At 72.2% G+C, this 17,047-nt stretch carries 21 protein-coding genes and 1 pseudogene; 9 read left to right on the top strand and 13 right to left on the bottom strand.

Annotation, left to right across the window (positions count from 1 at the left end):
- Positions 1-40 precede the first annotated feature (40 nt).
- Complete coding sequence (locus OHT57_RS39690) at positions 41-814, top strand: MBL fold metallo-hydrolase (RefSeq protein WP_328751656.1); 774 nt, start codon at positions 41-43, stop codon at positions 812-814.
- Entirely contained in the window at positions 811-1,425 is a 615-nt protein-coding gene (locus OHT57_RS39685) for a DedA family protein (protein WP_328751655.1), read from the top strand. The genes OHT57_RS39690 and OHT57_RS39685 overlap by 4 nt, the downstream gene beginning before the upstream one ends.
- On the opposite strand, the gene OHT57_RS39680 is transcribed toward OHT57_RS39685, so the two are convergent.
- From OHT57_RS39680 to OHT57_RS39665, 4 genes are all read right to left on the bottom strand, one after another.
- The gene (locus OHT57_RS39680; protein ID WP_328751654.1) at positions 1,385-2,494 is read right to left on the bottom strand and encodes an MBL fold metallo-hydrolase; all 1,110 of its coding nucleotides are present in this window, start codon (positions 2,492-2,494) and stop codon (positions 1,385-1,387) included. The two genes, OHT57_RS39685 and OHT57_RS39680, sit on opposite strands and share 41 nt — an antisense overlap.
- Entirely contained in the window at positions 2,491-3,735 is a 1,245-nt protein-coding gene (locus tag OHT57_RS39675) for an aminotransferase class I/II-fold pyridoxal phosphate-dependent enzyme (protein WP_328751653.1), read from the bottom strand. Before OHT57_RS39675 ends, OHT57_RS39680 begins: the two co-directional genes overlap by 4 nt.
- 185 nt (positions 3,736-3,920) lie before the next feature.
- Positions 3,921-4,583, bottom strand: coding sequence for a hypothetical protein (locus OHT57_RS39670; protein ID WP_328751651.1), 663 nt, complete (start codon positions 4,581-4,583; stop codon positions 3,921-3,923).
- Positions 4,584-4,838: 255 nt separating this feature from the next.
- Complete coding sequence (locus OHT57_RS39665; protein ID WP_328751650.1) at positions 4,839-5,636, bottom strand: RNA polymerase sigma factor SigF; 798 nt, start codon at positions 5,634-5,636, stop codon at positions 4,839-4,841.
- Positions 5,637-5,921: 285 nt separating this feature from the next.
- On the opposite strand from OHT57_RS39665, the pseudogene OHT57_RS39660 reads away from it, so the two are divergent.
- From OHT57_RS39660 to OHT57_RS39650, 3 genes and pseudogenes are all read left to right on the top strand, one after another.
- Positions 5,922-6,264 (top strand): annotated as a pseudogene (locus tag OHT57_RS39660) (thiamine pyrophosphate-dependent enzyme); the annotation flags it as partial.
- A gap of 265 nt (positions 6,265-6,529) precedes the next feature.
- Positions 6,530-6,916, top strand: a complete 387-nt coding sequence (locus OHT57_RS39655; RefSeq protein WP_328751649.1) for a DUF2795 domain-containing protein — start codon at positions 6,530-6,532, stop codon at positions 6,914-6,916.
- Positions 6,913-7,347, top strand: a complete 435-nt coding sequence (locus OHT57_RS39650) for a CBS domain-containing protein (RefSeq protein WP_328751647.1) — start codon at positions 6,913-6,915, stop codon at positions 7,345-7,347. Before OHT57_RS39655 ends, OHT57_RS39650 begins: the two co-directional genes overlap by 4 nt.
- Positions 7,348-7,526: 179 nt before the next feature.
- On the opposite strand, the gene OHT57_RS39645 is transcribed toward OHT57_RS39650, so the two are convergent.
- Entirely contained in the window at positions 7,527-7,805 is a 279-nt protein-coding gene (locus tag OHT57_RS39645) for a DUF6158 family protein (RefSeq protein WP_328751646.1), read from the bottom strand.
- Between the two features lie 66 nt (positions 7,806-7,871).
- Between OHT57_RS39645 and OHT57_RS39640 the strand changes: the two genes are divergently transcribed.
- Entirely contained in the window at positions 7,872-8,978 is a 1,107-nt protein-coding gene (locus OHT57_RS39640; RefSeq protein ID WP_328751645.1) for a baeRF2 domain-containing protein, read from the top strand.
- Positions 8,979-9,002: 24 nt separating this feature from the next.
- On the opposite strand, the gene OHT57_RS39635 is transcribed toward OHT57_RS39640, so the two are convergent.
- Entirely contained in the window at positions 9,003-10,622 is a 1,620-nt protein-coding gene (locus OHT57_RS39635; RefSeq protein ID WP_328751644.1) for an ABC-F family ATP-binding cassette domain-containing protein, read from the bottom strand.
- 86 nt (positions 10,623-10,708) lie between these two features.
- On the opposite strand from OHT57_RS39635, the gene OHT57_RS39630 reads away from it, so the two are divergent.
- The 3 genes from OHT57_RS39630 (at position 10,709) to OHT57_RS39620 (ending at position 13,349) form a co-directional block, all read left to right on the top strand.
- Positions 10,709-12,202: a bifunctional phosphatase PAP2/diacylglycerol kinase family protein gene (locus OHT57_RS39630; protein WP_328751643.1), complete on the top strand. Its 1,494-nt coding sequence runs from the start codon at positions 10,709-10,711 to the stop codon at positions 12,200-12,202.
- Positions 12,203-12,302: 100 nt separating this feature from the next.
- Positions 12,303-13,136 (top strand): class I SAM-dependent methyltransferase, encoded by an 834-nt coding sequence (locus OHT57_RS39625; protein WP_328751642.1) that lies wholly within the window; start codon positions 12,303-12,305, stop codon positions 13,134-13,136.
- A gap of 42 nt (positions 13,137-13,178) precedes the next feature.
- The gene (locus OHT57_RS39620; protein ID WP_328751641.1) at positions 13,179-13,349 is read left to right on the top strand and encodes a hydrophobic protein; all 171 of its coding nucleotides are present in this window, start codon (positions 13,179-13,181) and stop codon (positions 13,347-13,349) included.
- Positions 13,350-13,402: 53 nt separating this feature from the next.
- On the opposite strand, the gene OHT57_RS39615 is transcribed toward OHT57_RS39620, so the two are convergent.
- Genes OHT57_RS39615 through OHT57_RS39585 form a run of 7 tightly spaced genes read right to left on the bottom strand, consistent with a single transcriptional unit; the run spans position 13,403 to position 17,044 of the window.
- Positions 13,403-13,687, bottom strand: coding sequence for a gas vesicle protein K (locus OHT57_RS39615; protein WP_328751640.1), 285 nt, complete (start codon positions 13,685-13,687; stop codon positions 13,403-13,405).
- The gene (locus OHT57_RS39610) at positions 13,684-13,872 is read right to left on the bottom strand and encodes a gas vesicle protein (protein WP_007385868.1); all 189 of its coding nucleotides are present in this window, start codon (positions 13,870-13,872) and stop codon (positions 13,684-13,686) included. The genes OHT57_RS39615 and OHT57_RS39610 overlap by 4 nt, the downstream gene beginning before the upstream one ends.
- Positions 13,869-14,627: a GvpL/GvpF family gas vesicle protein gene (locus OHT57_RS39605; protein WP_328751639.1), complete on the bottom strand. Its 759-nt coding sequence runs from the start codon at positions 14,625-14,627 to the stop codon at positions 13,869-13,871. Before OHT57_RS39605 ends, OHT57_RS39610 begins: the two co-directional genes overlap by 4 nt.
- A complete protein-coding gene (locus tag OHT57_RS39600; protein WP_328751638.1) occupies positions 14,624-14,959 on the bottom strand; it encodes a gas vesicle protein in 336 nt (111 codons plus the stop codon). The genes OHT57_RS39605 and OHT57_RS39600 overlap by 4 nt, the downstream gene beginning before the upstream one ends.
- The gene (locus OHT57_RS39595; protein WP_328751637.1) at positions 14,956-16,086 is read right to left on the bottom strand and encodes an SRPBCC family protein; all 1,131 of its coding nucleotides are present in this window, start codon (positions 16,084-16,086) and stop codon (positions 14,956-14,958) included. The genes OHT57_RS39600 and OHT57_RS39595 overlap by 4 nt, the downstream gene beginning before the upstream one ends.
- Positions 16,086-16,784: a DNA primase gene (locus OHT57_RS39590; RefSeq protein ID WP_328751635.1), complete on the bottom strand. Its 699-nt coding sequence runs from the start codon at positions 16,782-16,784 to the stop codon at positions 16,086-16,088. Before OHT57_RS39590 ends, OHT57_RS39595 begins: the two co-directional genes overlap by 1 nt.
- Complete coding sequence (locus OHT57_RS39585; protein WP_328751634.1) at positions 16,781-17,044, bottom strand: gas vesicle protein GvpG; 264 nt, start codon at positions 17,042-17,044, stop codon at positions 16,781-16,783. The genes OHT57_RS39590 and OHT57_RS39585 overlap by 4 nt, the downstream gene beginning before the upstream one ends.
- Positions 17,045-17,047 lie beyond the last annotated feature (3 nt).

The following is a 17,047-nucleotide window of genomic DNA, read 5'->3' as shown; positions in this document are numbered from 1 at the left end:
GCCCGTAGGCTTCGGGGAGTCGCGCGAAGGAGGCAAAGAGGTGCCGGTGGAGATCACCTGGTGGGGTCACGCGACCTGCACGGTCGCGGATTCGGATATACGTGTGCTCACCGACCCCCTGTTCGCCCGCCGGCTCGCGCATCTGCGTCGACGCCGCGGGGCGGTGCCACCGCCCGGAGCCTGGCGTGCGGATGTCGCGCTCGTCTCCCATCTGCACGCCGACCATCTGCACGTTCCCTCGCTGGCCCGGCTCGATCCGGGCACGCGCCTGCTCGTGCCCCGGGGCGCACCACGTCAGGTGCCGGGGCTGCGCCGGCTCACTCACCTCCGGCTGGAGGAGGTGGCGCCCGGCGACGAGCGGCGCGTCGGCGACCTGCTGATCCGCGCGGTGGCCGCACGGCACGACGGACGGCGGCTGCCGGTCGGACCGCACCGCTCCCCCGCGCTCGGTTTCGTCGTCGAGGGCTCGGCGCGCACCTACTTCGCCGGGGACACCGGGCTGTTCGACGACATGGCCAAGGAGGTCGGGCCGGTCGACGTGGCACTGCTGCCGGTCGGCGGCTGGGGGCCGCATCTCGGCGAGGGGCATCTCGACGCGGGGCGCGCGGCCCAGGCGCTGGCGCAGCTCGCGCCGCGCAGTGCGGTGCCGGTGCACTACGGGACGTACTGGCCGATCGGGCTGGACGCGGTGCGGCCGCACGAGTTCCACGCGCCGGGTTCGGAGTTCGTGCGGCTGGCGGCCCAGGTCGCGCCCGGGGTGGACGTGCACCGGCTGGAGCACGGGGAGAGCATGCGGCTGGAGGTCGCTCCGTGACCTGGCTGGCAGCCGCGACCACGGGGGCGACACCGGGCGCCGCCGGGCAGGCGATCGGGTATCCGACGTTGTTCCTGCTGGTGTTCCTGGGTGCGTTGGTGCCGGTGATCCCCACGGGGGCGCTGGTGAGTTCGGCCGCCGTCGTGGCCTTCCATCAGACCGCGCCCCTTGCTCTGCTGTTCGTCTTCGTCACGGCGTCGCTCGCCGCGTTCCTCGGGGACATCGCCCTGTACTGGCTGGGGCGGCGCGGAATGAAGTCGAAGAACGGATCGCGGTGGCTGGAGGCGATCCGGTCCCGGGCTCCGGAGGAGCGGCTCTCACAGGCGCAGGGGAAGCTGGCCGACCACGGGGTGGCCGTTCTCGTGCTGTCCCGGCTGGTGCCTGCGGGGCGCATTCCGGTGATGCTGGCCTGCCTCATGGCCGAGTGGCCGTTGCGACGGTTCGTCCGGGGGAACCTGCCGGCCTGTCTGGCCTGGGCCGTGACGTACCAGCTGATCGGGATTCTGGGCGGGTCGTTGTTCCAGGAGCCCTGGGAGGGTGTGGTGGCGGCGGTCGCGCTGACCGTCACGATCAGCGCGGCGCCGACGGTGTGGAAGCGGGTGCGCTCCTGAGGCCGCTCCCGGGGACCTGAGGGCGCTCCAGCAGCCGTGAGCCTCCGATGGGCAGGTCCCACAGGTCCTCGCGCGCCAGACCCGCCTTGTCCCAGGCGTCCCGCACCCTGGTCAGCGGTTCCAGGACCGGTTCCGCGGACAGCACGAACGTCGCCCAGTGCATGGGGGCCATCCTGCGGGCGCCCAGGTCCTGGGCCGCTCGCACCGCCTCCTCCGGGTCGCAGTGGACGTCGCTGAGCCACCAGCGGGGGTCGTAGGCGCCGATGGGGAGCAGGGCCAGGTCGATGCCGGGGTAGCGGTCGCCGATGCGGGAGAACCAGTGGCCGTAGCCGGTGTCGCCCGCGAAGTAGACGCGTTGGCCGTCCCGCGCTGTCAGGACCCAGCCGCCCCACAGGGTGCGACAGGTGTCCGTGAGGGAGCGCTTGGACCAGTGGTGGGCGGGGACGAAGTCGAAGCGGACTCCGCCCAGTTCGGCGGCCTCCCACCAGTCCAGTTCGGTGACCGCGGTGAAGCGGCGGCGATGGAACCAGCGGGCCAGGCCTGCCGGGACGAACACCGGGGTGTCGCGCGGGAGCCGGCGCAGGGTCGGAGCGTCCAGGTGGTCGTAGTGGTTGTGGCTGATGACCACCGCGTCGATGCGCGGCAGGGTGTTCCAGTCGATGCCCACCGGGGTGATCCGGGCCGGGGTGCCGAGGATGCGGCGGGACCAGACCGGGTCGGTGAGGACGGTCAGGCCACCGATCCGCACCACCCAACTGGCGTGTCCCGCCCAGGAGACGGCGACCGTGCGGCTGTCGACGGCGGGGAGCGGGGCGGGTTCGTAGGGCAGCTTCGGGATGTCGGCAAGGCCCTCGGGGCCGGGGCGTACCGCGCCCTCACGGGCGAAGCGGGCCATGGACTTCAGGCCGGGCAGGGGGGCGGTCAGACGGTCGTGGAAGGACCTCGGCCACACTCTGCGCTCCCCCAGCGGGCGGGGTTCGGCGAGGGGAGGGTGCGGCGGCGCGAAGGAGGACCGGGCCGCCGGCCCGCCGGCCACCCTGGTGGTGGTCGACTCGGACTGCTGCGTCATCGAGGAGGCTCCCATCGCTGAGCGTCGTCGCAAAGGTCGTCGAAGACCGACTTCAAGGTGATCAACGCGCGTTGCACGTGTGGCAGTTCCAACGGCGCGGGTGACGTGAGGCATTCCGCGCGTTCCGTGTCCGAGGTCCCGAGCAGCGGGCCGGTGGACAGCCGTACGCGCAGCGCGCCGAGGTCGTCGCCGAAGCGGTGGCCGCCGGGCGCGGGCACACCGAGCCGGGCGGCGAGGAAGTCCTCCAGGTCCTGGGCGTCGCCGATGCCCCGCGCGGTGAGCGCCGGCCGCAGGGGGCCGAGGTCGACGTAGAGGTGACGGCCGGCCTGTGGGGGCCGGCACAGGGCGCCCGCGCCGACGACGACGGCGTGCGCGGCGGCGGCCACGCGTGCGTGGAGGTCCACCACAGCGGCACGGTGGGCGGCGACCGGTTCGGGCTCGGTGAGCGCGTGGGCGGCGGCCGCGGCGACCGGGGCGGCGACGCGGGCGCCCAGGGCGGTCAGTACGTCCAGCACACGCGCGCGTAGGCCGTCGCCGCTGCCGTTCGCCGGGAAGCGGGCGATGGCGGCGGGCCAGCCGGCCGGCAGCAGTCCGCCGGCCAGGTCGGTGACCACGGTGACCCGGTCGGGCGCCATCTCCGCGGGGCTGACCAGAACCGTCTCGTGCGGGGTGTGCACGGTGTCGCGCCAGGTCTCGTCGCTGACCAGGTGCAGGCCCTCACCCGCGGCGGCCTCGACGGCCTCGTGCAGCGCCTCGGGCGGGGCGACGGTGGCGGTGGGGTCGTCGGCGACGGACAACACCAGCAGCCGTGGGTCACCGCCCTCGGCACGCACCCGGCGCACGGTCTCCAGCAGGGCGTAGGGATCGGGGACACCGCCGCACTCGGCGGGTGTCGCCACGTGGAAGACGGGCCTTCCCAGCAGGCGTGCGTACGGCGCCCACCAGGCGGCGCAGGGGCGGGGCACCAGGACGTCACCGCCGAGGGCGGCGGTCAGGGCGACCAGCAGGGCTGGGGCCCCGGGGGCGGCGACCACGTGGTCCGGCCGGGCGGGCAGGCCGCGCCGGGCTCCGTAACCGCAGGCGGCCTCCAGGAGCGGGGTGCCGCCGCCGACCGGTTCGGCACGGGGGCGGGTGGCAGCGTCGGACAGCACCGCGGCGAGGTCCGGCAGTACCGGCAGCGCGTCGTCGGGCGGCGGGGGGCCGTAGCGGACGGGGCCGTGATCCTCCGGGTCGGTCCGCATGGTCACCTCCGTCAGCCGCTCTCAGGTGGCCCGCCGCCCGGTCCGCCGTCTCGTCCTCTCACCCTCGGTGAGGCGACGCCTGGTGAGGCGCTTCGTGCACTCCTCGCGCTCTGAGTACCCACGGTGCCTCCGGCCCATGGGCGCCCGTGCGGGTTGCACCCGTCACACGGTCCCCGGGTTTCGCCTCAGGCGTTGGCCGCGGGGTTCTTGCGGCGCAGCCGGTACACGGCCCCTGCCGCGGCGCCGGCGATGAGCAGACCGCCGGTGACCAGGGCCGGGACGCTGTCGCGGAAGGTGCCGCCCTGGCCGGCCCGGACGGGGCGCTGGATGACCGCGGCACCACAGGTGTCGGTGCTCGGTTCGGCGCGCGGCTCGGTGCACGGGCGGCGTTCGCCGCCGGCGGTGGCCGTGGCGGTGTCGCGGGTGACGGTGAAGGTGGCGCTCCACGCCTTGCCCGGCGCGCGGTCCGCGGTGGGGCAGGTGCCGTCGACGGTCCACGCGGAGTCCGGGCCGACACCGCCGGCACCGTCCTGGAGCGCCTGGTCGGCGGCGACGCGCGCGTTGCCGCTGTAGGCGGGGCCGGAGACGGCGTCGTCGTTGCCGGGCACCAGTCGGAGCCGGACAGTTGCCGTCTCGAAGGCCTGCGAGGTGGCGTCGAGGGTGGCGGGTGGCGTACCGCCGCCGGGGTCGCAGGAGACGGACACGGTGACGCTCGCGCCCGGCGTGACACTGCTCGGGCTGACTTCGGCGGCCGGGTCGGCGAAGGCGCTCGGCGCGGCGAGACCCAGGGTGATTCCGAGGGCGAAGAGGACGACGGTCAGGGCCCGGAGACGGGCGGTGCGGCGCATGAGGTGGACTCCTTCGGCCGACGGCTGAGGGGCCCGTCGTCGGGCGTCGGGGATACGACGACTGGACCGGGGGCGCGACGGTCGCACCCACCGTCATCTCAGCCCCCGGGGCCCCGGTCCGCGCGCGGCCGAAGGCCATTGGCGGGACGGTGAGGGCCGAGTGGGTGACCCCGGGCCGCGAACGGAGACGTGCGGGCACGCATCCCCGGACCGTGAGAGCCGCCCTGTCGGAACCTGACCGTCAGAACCGTCCCGTCACGCGGCGGCGTCGCGCATGATCTGTTCGCGCAGTCGTCCGCAGCAGCGGTTGATCAGCCGGGACACGTGCATCTGCGAGATGCCCAGCTGCTCGGCGATACGGCTCTGGGTCATGTCGCCGAAGAACCGCATGTAGAGGATGGCCCGCTCGCGTTCGGGCAGCGCGGCCAGCCGGGGCTTGACGGACTCGCGGTCGACGACCGTGGCCAGTGCGGGGTCGAGCGAGCCGAGGCAGTCGGCGAGGGAGTAGCCGTTTGGGCTGCCGGGAAGTTCGGCGTCGAGGGACAGGGCGGTGAAACTCTCCAGTGCCTCCAGACCGACCCGGGCGTCCTCGTCGCTCATGTTGGCCTGCGCGGCGATCTCGGCGACGGTGGGCCTGCGGCCCGGGATGGTCTGGGCGAGGTCCCGGGAGGCGAAGCGGACGCGGTTGCGCAGCTCCTGGACCCGGCGCGGTACATGCAGGGTCCACATGTGGTCGCGGAAGTGCCGCTTGATCTCGCCGGTGATGGTGGGCACGGCGTAGCTCTCGAAGGCGCTGCCGAGTGCGGGGTCGTAGCGGTCCACGGCCTTGACCAGGCCGAGGGCGGCGACCTGGCGCAGGTCGTCGAAGCTCTCGCCCCGGTTGCGGAAACGGCCGGCGAGCCGGTCGGCCATGGGCAGCCACGCCTCGACGATCCGTCCGCGCAGGGTGTCGCGCTCGGGTCCCGGAGGGAGCGCGGCGAGTCTGCGGAAGTCCTCGGCGGTGTCGGGGGCGTCGTCGTGCGGGTGGTGCTTCGCGCTCACTGGAGTGGGCATGTGCGTCGCAACTCCCTAGATCGTGCTCTGGGTTGGACGATCGGGGTGGGAGCGCGTCTGCGAGGGGGGGCCGGGCAGGCGCGACCGTTGCGGCTCGGGGCCGCTCCCACGGACGTGCCTCCGGTCCGAAGCACTGGGACTGCGCCTGCCCCGGGCCTTCGGGGGCAAACACCGGTGAAGGTTTCCGGGCGCGCGCAGGGTGCCTCGTAAGGCCGCTGTCTGTGCCGCCCACGTCCGGGAGGCCAGCCCATGAGCACCAAGGTGTCCGATCACATTCTCGAACGGTTGCGGGCCATGGAGGGCGCCCCGTCGTTCCTGCCCTCGCAAGCGCTCCCGGACGTGCAGTACGCGGCGTTCGCCCGCTCCCTCGGTCTGACCGGGATCCGGGTGGAGAAGCCGCCAGGACGTGGAGGCGGCCTGGCGGGCCGGGCCGGCCGCGGACCGGCCCGCGGTCCTGGAGTTCCTCACCGACCCCGCCGTACCGCCGGTCGCGCCGCACGCGACCTGGGAACAGCTGGAGGCCACGTTCTCCTCGATCCTCAAGGGCGACGCGGTCGCGGCGGCCATGGTCGGGCAGGGCTTCACGGCGAAGGTGCAGGAGTTCCTGCCGGGGCGGGAGAAGAAGTAGCCGCTGCCGCCGACGGGAGGACGGCCGGCTGGGGCCGGTCCTCCGCCCGTCGCGGAAGCATCAGCTCCTCGTACCGGCCCAGCGCGAGGACCACGCCGAGCATGAGCAGGGGCATGAGCGCGGCGAGGAGCACCATCGCCAGTCCTTCCCGGAGGAGGTGCGCGGGGGGTCCGGGCCGGGTCTCCCGGCTTCGGTGACACAAACCCCGTGTCGGCCCGCAGTGCACGGGTACGCGGTGCGGACCCCGAAGATCTGGAGGGAGAACATGCAGCGAGGCAGCGACCGGCTGAGCCGCCACCGCGACGACGAGATGAAGCACGAACTCCAGGGTCTGCTCCGTTCCGGGCATCCCACCCGCAGCGAGGAGTGGAACGACCCGGAGCCGACCGCCGACGACGATCCGCAGGTCTGGGGCGGGCCCGTGACACCCGGCCGGCCCGGGGCGTCGCTGGAGGGCGTCCGACTGGAGCTGGCCCGGATCCTGGGCCGCAGCTCCTTCCCCGCCACCCCCGTGGAGCTGGGGCGGGCACTGCGCCGCAAACACGCCCCCGACCCCCTCGTCGAGGCGGTGGAGGCGTTGCCGCGCAATGAGAACTACGCCACCGTCCAGGAACTCGCGCGGGCGCTGACCCATGCGGAGGGCGCGCCGTGACGGCCCAGCTCGTACGGGAGGTGATGACACCCGGTGTGGTGGCCGTCCGGCCGGACGCCTCGCTGGTCGAGGCGGCGCGGCTGATGCGCGCGCAGGACATCGGCGACGTGGTGGTCGCCGACGGTCAGCGGGTGGTGGGGCTGCTCACCGACCGGGACATCACGGTGCGGGCCGTGGCCGACGGCGTCGACCCGTTGACGGTGAGCGCCGAGTCGGTGTGCACGCCGGATCCGGTGACGGTGGCTCCCGGCGACCCGGTGACACAGGCCGCGGCGCTGATGCGCGCGCATGCCGTACGGCGGCTGCCGGTCATCGAGGACGGTCTGCCGGTCGGCATGGTGAGCCTCGGGGACCTCGCACAGGCGCGGGACCCGGGGTCGGCACTGGCCGACATCAACCGCGCCGGTCCGCAGGGCGAGGCCGCCGTATGAGCCCGGCCGGTGGGACGTGCGCACAGCCCGTTCAGCAAGCCGTGACCGGACGTATCTCTTGACGTGTTCGCCCAGGAGGCGGCCGCCTGACGGGACCGGACCTCGCGCGCACGTCCCGGTGACCTGCTGATCACGTGATCAGCAGGTCACCGTTCGCCTTCGTGGGGATCCGAGGCCCGTCACGACGTCGGCGTGGCCGACTCCCCCGGCCTCCGCTCCCGCGCGCCTTCCCGGGTGCGGCCCGCGGCCACCGTACGGCGCGGGTTGCGGCGCAAGTACTCGCCCTCCAGCCGTGCCATGCGCTCGTTGTGGGCGCTGAGCGCGTCGTTCGAGCCATGGAGCAGCGTCTCGTGCCGGGTGCGGTGGATCGTCTCCAGCTCTTTCATGAGCTGCTGGTCGTCCAGCCGGCCGGGGTCGACTCCGGTCGCCCTGGTGTCCCGCTCGTCGTGTTCGTTCATGCGCTTCGGGTACCCGCCCGGGACGCATTACCGCACTGCCCCCGAGCGGTATCCGGGAGGGACATCATGAATCTCGCTTTTCTGCAGCCACTCCACGAACATCCGGGCCCCTGGGCCTCCGTGTACGCCGACGCCCCACGCCCCACCGAGGACTCGTCCCACGAAGGCCGTCTCGCGGCGGTCGCGGTCGCTCGCGAACTGTCCGCGCAAGGGGCCGACGAGGACACCTGTGTGGCCGTGCGGGAGGCGCTGGAGGAGTTGCGGCAGTCGTCCGAACCGCATGGCCGGGCCGTATTCGCGCGGGCGGGTGAGGTCGTTCTGGACCCGCCGCTGACCCGGTCCCCCGACGGCAGCCTGGTCCGCTGGGCCCCGCTGCCGCACACCGCGCCGCTGCTCGAACTGGCCGGTGAGGACCCCGTGTGCGTGGTGGCGTACATCGACCGCAAGGGCGCGGACTTCGAGCTGCGCGGAGCACTGGGCCGCAAGGACGCCGGTACGGTCACCGGCGAGCAGTGGCCCGTCCACCGGACCGGTTCGGCCGACTGGTCGGAGCGGCACGTCCAGCTGCGGGTGGAGAACACTTGGGAGCGCAACGCGGCCGAGATCGCGGACGCGCTCGCGGTCTGCCAGGAGGAAATGGGCGCCGACCTGCTGATCCTCGTCGGCGACGAACGCGAGAAGCGGTCCGTGCGTGAACGGCTGCCGAAGCGGCTGCACGACATGGTCGTCGAGGCCGCGCACGGCGCCGGGAGCCGGCTGCTCGACGAGGACGTGGAACACACCCGCGCCGCGTACGTGCGGACGCGGACGGAGCGGGAGCTGGAACGGTTCCTCGCGGCCCGGACGCCGGGGGACGACGGGCGTCCCGGTGCCGCCGAGGGCGTGCCCGCGCTGGTCGAGGCGGCGCGTGAGCACCGTATCGGCGAGCTCCTGATCCGCCCGGACGGTCCCGACGCGCACCGTGAGGTGTGGGTCGGCGAGGATCCCGACCAGCTGGCGGTGCGCCGTACGGATCTGAAGATCCTCGGCGAGCAGAACTCCTGGTCGGCCCGCGCGGACGACGCGCTGATCAGGTCGGCGGCTGCCACGGGCGCCCCGGCGCTCTCGGTGACGCCGGCGCTCGGGGACGGGGCGCCGGTGGGGGGTCTGGGCGCACTGCTGCGGTGGACGTGACCGCCCGGGGGCGGGCCCGGTGACCTACCGGGCCCGTTCCACGCGCCGCTCGTCCCACACCGGCTCCGTCGTCTCCCGCACCCGCCCGTCGGAGCCGAAGACCAGGTAGCGGTCGAAGGAACGCGCGAACCACCGGTCGTGCGTGACCGAGAGGACTGTGCCATCGAAGGCTTCCAGGCCCTCCTGGAGGGCCTCCGCGGACTCCAGGTCGAGGTTGTCCGTGGGCTCGTCCAGAAGCAGCGCGGTGACGCCCTGCAGCTCCAGCAGGAGGATCTGGAAGCGGGCCTGCTGGCCGCCGGAGAGACGGTCGAAGCTCTGCTCGGCCTGGCCGGTCAGTTCGTAGCGGCGCAGCCGGGACATCGCGGCGCCCCGGTCCTGGGCGTGCTCCTTCCAGAGGATGTCCAGGAGAGTGCGCCCCTCCAGCTCGGGGTGGGCGTGGGTCTGGGCGAAGTGCCCGGGCACCACGCGCGCACCGAGCTTCCACTCCCCGGTGTGCGCCACGTCGCCGCCGGCCAGCAGCCGCAGGAAGTGCGACTTGCCGGAGCCGTTGGAGCCGAGGACGGCGACGCGTTCGCCGTAGAAGACCTCCAGGTCGAAGGGTTTCATCAGGCCGGTCAGCTCAAGTCCCTTGCAGGTGACGGCCCTTACACCGGTGCGGCCGCCCTTGATCCGCATCTTGATGTCCTGATCGCGCGGCGGCTCGGGCGGCGGTCCGGCCTCCTCGAACTTGCGCAGACGGGTCTGCGCGGCCTGGTAGCGGGAGGACAACTCGTGGCTGATGCTGGCCGCCTGACGGAGGTTCAGCACCAGCTTCTTCAGCTGGGCGTGCTTCTCGTCCCAGCGTCGGCGCAACTCCTCGAAACGGGCGAAGCGTTCACGGCGGGCGTCGTGATAGGTCGCGAAGCCGCCGCCGTGCACCCACGCGTCCGCCCCGGCCGGGGAAGGCTCCACCGAGACGATCTTCTCGGCGGAGCGGGACAGCAGTTCCCGGTCGTGGGAGACGAACAGGACCGTCTTGCGGGTCTCCTTGAGCCGCTCCTCCAGCCAGCGCTTACCGGGTACGTCGAGGTAGTTGTCCGGTTCGTCCAGCAGCAGCACCTCGTCCGTGCCGCGCAGCAGCGCCTCCAGCACGAGCCTCTTCTGCTCGCCGCCGGACAGCGTCCGCACCTGCCGGAACTGCGCCTTCTCGTACGACACCCCGAGCGCGGCCGTGGTGCACATGTCCCACAGCGTCTCGGACTCGTATCCGCGCACCTCGGCCCAGTCGGAGAGTGCCTGCGCGTACGTCAGCTGGGCGGCCTCGTCGTCGACGGTCATGATCAGGTGCTCGGCCCGGTCCACGGCGCGCGCGGCGTCCTGGATCCGGGACGGCGCGACCGACACGAGCAGATCCCGTACGGTCGTCTCGTCCCGTACGGACCCCACGAACTGGCGCATCACGCCCAGGCCGCCGCTCACCGTGACCGTTCCGCCGTGCGGTTTCAGCTCTCCGGAGATCAGCCGCAGCAGGGTCGTCTTGCCCGCACCGTTGGGTCCGACGAGGGCCATGACGGCCCCTTCGCCCACCCGGAAGGACACATCACCGAGCAGCGCCCTGCCGTCGGGGAGGTAGTACTCGAGGTGCGCGGCTTCCAGATGTCCCATGAGGCCGCATTGTGCGGGTCACCTGTGGCGATGGGCAAACCCTTATCAGGGACAGGAAGCCGGCCCGTGCGGGTACCCGGTACCTCATGAGCCCAGACGTCGACCGCATCGTCCTGAAACCCGGCCCCCGTTTTCTGCGCGACCGCCTGCCGGCGCTGGACCACCGTCTGTTCGCGTTCGCGGCACGCAGCGACTGGCCGGCCGCCGAACGCGTCCTGCCCCGCCTGAGCCGCAGTGCGAACCACGGTGTCCTGTGGTTCGCCACCGCCGCCGCGCTGGCCGCGAGCCGTACCCCGCGGGCCCGCCGGGCCGCCGCCCGGGGCCTCGCCTCGCTGACCCTGGCCTCCGCGACCATCAACACCCTCGGCAAGCGCTCGGTACGCCGCACACGTCCCGTCCTGGACCCGGTCCCCCGCGTCCGGCAGCTGAAGCGGCAGCCGATCACGACCTCGTTCCCCTCCGGCCACGCCGCGTCGGCGGCGGCCTTCGCGACCGGCGTGGCGCTGGAGTCCCCGGCGTGGGGCGCCGTCGTGGCCCCGGTCGCCTGGTCGGTGGCGCTGTCCCGGGTCTACACGGGCGTGCACTTCCCGAGCGACGTCCTGGCGGGCGCCGCCCTCGGTGCGGGTGCCGCGTTCGCGGTACGGGGCCTGGTGCCGACGCGCGCCCAGGTCGTGCCGCAGGCCCGGCCGTATGCGGAGGTGCCGGCACTGCCGGACGGCGAGGGCCTGATCATGGTGGCGAACACCGCCTCGGGCACCGCGGACCGGGTGCGTGCCCTGCACGACGGGCTGCCGCTGGCCGAGATCGTCGAGTGCGAACCGGCTCTTGTCCGGGCCGAGCTGGAGAAGGCGGCGGCCCGGGCCACGGTGCTCGGGGTGTGCGGCGGCGACGGCACGGTCAACGCGGCGGCCGAGATCGCCCTGCGTCACGACGTGCCGCTGGCCGTGCTGCCCGGCGGCACCCTGAACCACTTCGCCCACGACCTCGGTGTGGAGGGGTCGCGGGATCTGACCCGGGCCGTCCGGCGGGGCGAGGCCGTGCGCGTGGACGCGGGCCGGTTCAGCTGCGGGGACCGTGAGGGCGTCTTCGTCAACGCGTGCAGTCTGGGCGTGTACCCGGAGCTGGTGCGTGAGCGTGAGCGCTGGTCGGGCCGGATCGGCGGCTGGCCGGCCGGGGTCCTCGGGGCGCTGCGCGTCCTGCGGGCCGACCGGCATCCGCTGGAGGCCGGGTTCGGCGGCCGGAGCAGGCCGCTGTGGCTGCTGTTCGTCGGCAACGGCACCTACCACCGGCTGGGCCTCACCCCCGGCCGCCGCACCGATCTCGCGGACGGCCGGCTCGACGTGCGGGTCGTGCACGGCGGCCGCCGGCCCGCCCTGCGCCTGCTCGCCGCCGCACTCGCGGGCCCGCTGACCCGGTCCCCCGTCCACGCCGCGGTCCAGGTGGGACGCCTCCACCTGACGGGGGTCGCGCCGGGCACGCTCCTCGCCTACGACGGTGAGGTGACCGACGTGGAGGGCGAGGTGACGCTGGAGAAGCTGCCCGAGGCGCTCACGGTGTACCGCCCACTGCCCGGGAGCTGATCACCCGTCAGTCCACATCGCAATACGGGGGTCTCACCATCCGACATGCGCGCGTACGGTTCTGCGTACCGACGGACATGTCGAGAAGGGGAGGCCGGCCATGCCGACATCGCAGGGGAAGCCGCAGGAGACCGCCGTCTACACACACGGGCACCACGAGTCCGTGCTCCGTTCGCACACCTGGCGCACCGCCGCCAACTCGGCGGCCTACCTGCTCGGTTCGCTGAAGCCCCACATGAAGATCCTGGACATCGGCTGCGGACCGGGCACCATCACCGCCGACCTCGCCGCGCTGGTCCCGGACGGACACGTCACGGCGGTCGACCGGGCGCCGGGCATCCTGGAGCAGGCGCGGGCCACGGCCGCCGAGCGCGGTCTGACGAACGTCGACTTCGCGGTCGCGGACGTGCACGCCCTGGACTTCCCCGACGACACCTTCTGCGTGGTCCACGCCCATCAGGTCCTCCAGCACGTCGGGGACCCGGTGCAGGCGCTGCGCGAGATGAAGAGGGTCACCAAAAGGGGCGGGTACATCGCCGTACGCGAGTCGGACTACGCGGCCATGACCTGGTATCCGGCGTCCGAGGGGCTGGACGACTGGCTGGATCTGTACCAGCGGGTGGCGCGGGCCAACGGGGGCGAGCCCGACGCCGGGCGCCGGCTGAAGTCCTGGGCGCTGCGGGCGGGCCTCACCGACATCACGGCGAGTTCCGGCACCTGGACCTACTCCACCGCCGCGGAACGTGAGTGGTGGAGCGGGCTGTGGGCGGACCGCACCCTGGAGTCGGCGTACGCCGGGCGGGCCACCGAGGGCGGCCACGCCACCGCGGCGCAGCTGGCGGCCGTGTCGGACGCCTGGCGGGAATGGGGAAAGCGGGAGGACGGCTGGTTCTGTGTGCTGCACGGGGAGATTCTGTGCCGAAAGGACGGCTGATTCTCCCTTTTCGGGATACCCGACCAGCAGGAGGTTCACATTATGGTTGCCATTCTGCTGGTACTGCTTCTGGCACTGGTTCTTTTCGGTGCCGGATTCGCAGTGAAGATTCTCTGGTGGATCGCACTGGCCGTGCTGGTGCTATGGCTCTTGGGGTTCCTGATGCGCGGCACGACAGCGGGCGGAGGCAGGGGCCGCTGGTACAGGTGGTGAGGACTCCCGGGAATCGGTCCTGACACCGTCGACGCCGTCGACACCGTTCCGGCTCATTCCCGGGGAAGCAGCGGTCCCAGCGGCCCGAGGTCCAGATTGAGGTCCTCGGGCCGCAGTCCGTAGCGATCGCGCAGCTCGGCCATGCGGTCGTCGAGCAGCATCAGAGTGAGCCCGATGCGCTCCTCCTGCTCCTCGCTCAGGTCGCCCGAGTCGAAGCGCCGCAGCGCCTGGCGTTCCATGAGCTGGCGCAGCAGCTCCACGACGGTCAGGACGAGCTTGACCAGGTCGCGCTCGACCGTGTCGGGTTCGAGGTCCAGTCGGTTGCGTCGGGCAGTCACAGCAACTCCTCCCACGGCGAGGGCACTTGAGCGTTGACCGAGCTGATCAGCGCGTTCAGGTCGATGCGCACGAGGTCGACGTCCGCGATACGCAGGGTGATGTCCCCCGTGATGACGACCCCGCCGGCCAGCAGCCGGTCGAGCAGGTCGACCAGGGCCACCTCACGGCGTTCTATGACGGTCACGCCTGTTCCTCCCCCGCGAAGGAATACGCCGCCCAGGGACCGGTGAGTTCCACCCGCATTCCCGGGACCTCGTCCTTCGTCCGGTCCACCATTTCCACGAATTCCTCGGAATCACCGCGCGGCACGAGATAGGCGGCGTTCAGTACGTTCCGCCCGGACGCCCCGGAAAGCGTGGGGTTCTGCGGACCGTGCAGTCGTGTGTCCTCGGCGTACGCGGACAGCGTTTCGTGCAGCCCGGTCGCGAATGCCTCCGCCTGCTGCCACAGATCCTCGTGCGAGCGCACCTGCGAGCGCCGACGGCGCAGATAGTCCCGGCCCGATGCCGCCTTGGCCGGTTTCTCCTCGGGCTCCTCAGCTGCCGGAGCCGGCGTCTCGGCGTACACCTTGACGCCCCACTCCACCCGGTCCTGGAGCCGGTCGAGGGTGCGCAGGAACCCGTCCTCGCGTTCTTCGAGCATCACGCGGACCCCGCTGTCGTCGCGGAAGACGGTGCCGAGGCGCAACGGCAGCGGGGTGGTGACGACGGTGAGCGCGTCGATCACGCTCTGGTGCGCGCGTACCGTCGTGGTCAGCCAGTCCAGGTCCTCCAGATGGCTGCGGAGCGGCTCCTCGGCGAAGTCCTGCTCCGGCACATGGCTGACCACGGCGACCAGACCGCGGTGGTGCAGCAGCCGGGGCGGGTCCCCGGCCAGCTGGGCCTGCAGCGGGGTGCCGAAGGGACGGCAGACGGCGTAGACGTACCGCAGTCCGGTCATGACGCCTCCTCCTCGCCCCGGGCAGGCTCCAGCTGTTCGAGACGCGCCAGCCGCTCGCGCAACTCGGTGTTCTCCCGGGTGAGTTCGTCACGGCGGGCCCGGGTGGACAACGCCGGGTCGTCCTCCCACCAGTCGATCCCCATCTCCTTGGCCTTGTCGACCGAGGCGACGATCAGCCGCAGTTTGATGGTGAGCAGCTCGATGTCGAGCAGGTTGATGCGGATGTCACCCGCGATCACGATGCCCTTGTCCAGCACGCGCTCCAGGATGTCGGCCAGGTTGGCGCCGCTTCCCTGACCGTAGGGATCCGGGAGCCGGCTGGGCATGCTCATCGTCGGCTCCCGCCCTCGGCGTACTCGTAGTCCTCTTCTTCCTCGGGCACCTCTTCGTCGGCCGCCTCTTCGTCCTCGGCGACCGCCTCGGGCTCCTCCTCGCCCTCGGGCTCCTCCTCGTCGTACTCCTCGTACTCGTCCTCGGGCTCGCCCTCTTCCTCCGGCTCGTCCTCGGTCTCGTCCTCGGCGTACGGGCCTTCCTGTTCCTCTTCTTCCTCTGTCTCCTCGGCGCCCTCTGCGTTCTCTTCCTCTTCCTCCGCCACCGCGTCCTCGTGGCTCTTGACGACCTCGCCGTCGCGGATCTCGCCGCGCCAGCCGTCCTCCGCCTCGCCCTTGAGTGTGATGAAGCGGGCGAAGTGCTTGAGGTCGAGGCGGGCCCGGCGGCCCTGGGCGCGCCAGATGTTGCCGGTCTTCTCGAACAGGCCCTTGGGGTAGTACTCGATCACCAGCAGGACCCGGGTGAGGTTGTCGGCGAGGCGGTGGAAGGAGACGACACCCTTGGTGGTGCCCTTGGCGCCCTCCGACGTCCAGTGGATCCGGTCGTCGGGGATCTGGTCGGTGGTGGTGGCCTTCCAGCTGCGGTTGGACCAGAAGATCTTCATCTGCCAGTCGGTGTGGGTGTCGTCGGCGCGGTTCGCGCTCTTGACGCCCTTCGCGAAGGTGGAGAAGTCCTGGTACTGCGTCCACTGGTTGTAGGCCGTGCGCAGATCCACGCCGACATCGATGAACTCGATGATCACCGTGGGCTTCTGGCCCGCGCCGCCCTTGCGCTTGCCCTTGCCGCCGCCGAGGTTCTTGAAGGCGCCGACCACCTTGTCCTTGGCGTGCGAGACGCCGAGTTCGACCGCGCTGCGCACGGGACCCTTGCCCTCGGCGAGCTTGCGGCCGCCGTCCAGGGCGAGTTTGCCGAAGCCGGGGCTGTTGCCCTCGGCGATGTCGTTCAGCTTGCCGGTGGTCTCGCCCAGCTTGTGGCCGACACCCACCAGCATCCGCTGGACCTGCGCGGAGAGGTAGTCCTGCACCTCGCCCTTGAGCCGGTCGGCGGCCTCGCTGTGGACCACGTCCGTGACCGGGTTCTTCTTCGCCTTGTCGGTGACGTTCTTCGCTGCTCCGAGGGTCTCGGTCATCACTCACCGCCTCCCTTCGGCAGTCGGGTCCGGGCACCGCGGGCGCCGCCCCCGGCCGCGGTCGACTTCCTGGCGGCCGACTTCTTGGCCGCGGTCTTCGCCGCCGTCTTCTTGGCCGGGGCCCGCTTGGCGGGGGGCTTGTTCTCGGCCGTCTTCTTCGCCGGCGCCTTCTTGGCGGCCTTCTTCACCCCGCCCGCGGCCCTGTCCTCGGGCCTGCGGCGGCGCGGCTGGGGTTCCTCGTCGTCCTCGTCGTCAACTTCGCCTTCGTCGGCCTCGGCGGCCTCGTCCCTCTCGTCGGCCTCCGCCTCCGAGTCGTCGTACGCCCGGCTCTCCTCGTCCTCGGTCTCCTCGTCCTCGTCCTCGAAGCCGAGGTCCGGCGTCACACCGGACAGCTGGTCGCGGACCTGGGCGGTACGGCCGTGCAGACGGTCGGCTACGGCGTTGATCTGCCGCTCCACCATCGCACCGGAGGCCGCCTTGCCCACACCGCGCAAGTCCTGGCGCAGCGTGTCCCCGATCTCCTTGAACTGCGGGTTCTTCAGCAGTTGCTGGGTCACCAGGTCCGCGAGCGCCCGAGGGGTCAGGTTCATCTTCTTGCCGGCGACCACGGTGCCGACGGCGAATGCCAGTTTCAGTTTCTTCGTACGTCCGAGGACGTACCCGGCCCCTATCGCGAGGCCCAATCCCACTCGGTTCATCGTGTCGTCCCGTCGCCAGTCCCCGCGCCACCGCGCAGGCCGATCTCCAACCGGTCGAGCAGTTCGTCCTCCTGTCGGTCGAACTCCTCCTCGTCGATCTCGCCCGCCTCCAACCTCTCCTCCAATTGCGCAAGTTCGGCCCGGACGGCCGCCGGGTCGTAGTAGAGGCGCTCCGCCTCACTCAGTACCTGTCGGATCACCCAGGCGCTGCCGCGTACCGGTGCGAACGGCAGCAGCAGCACCTCTCCTATGAGTCCCACCGC

The organism is Streptomyces sp. NBC_00285 (genome assembly GCF_036174265.1).
GTDB lineage: Bacteria > Actinomycetota > Actinomycetes > Streptomycetales > Streptomycetaceae > Streptomyces.
This window is presented reverse-complemented; position numbering and strand designations above follow the sequence as displayed.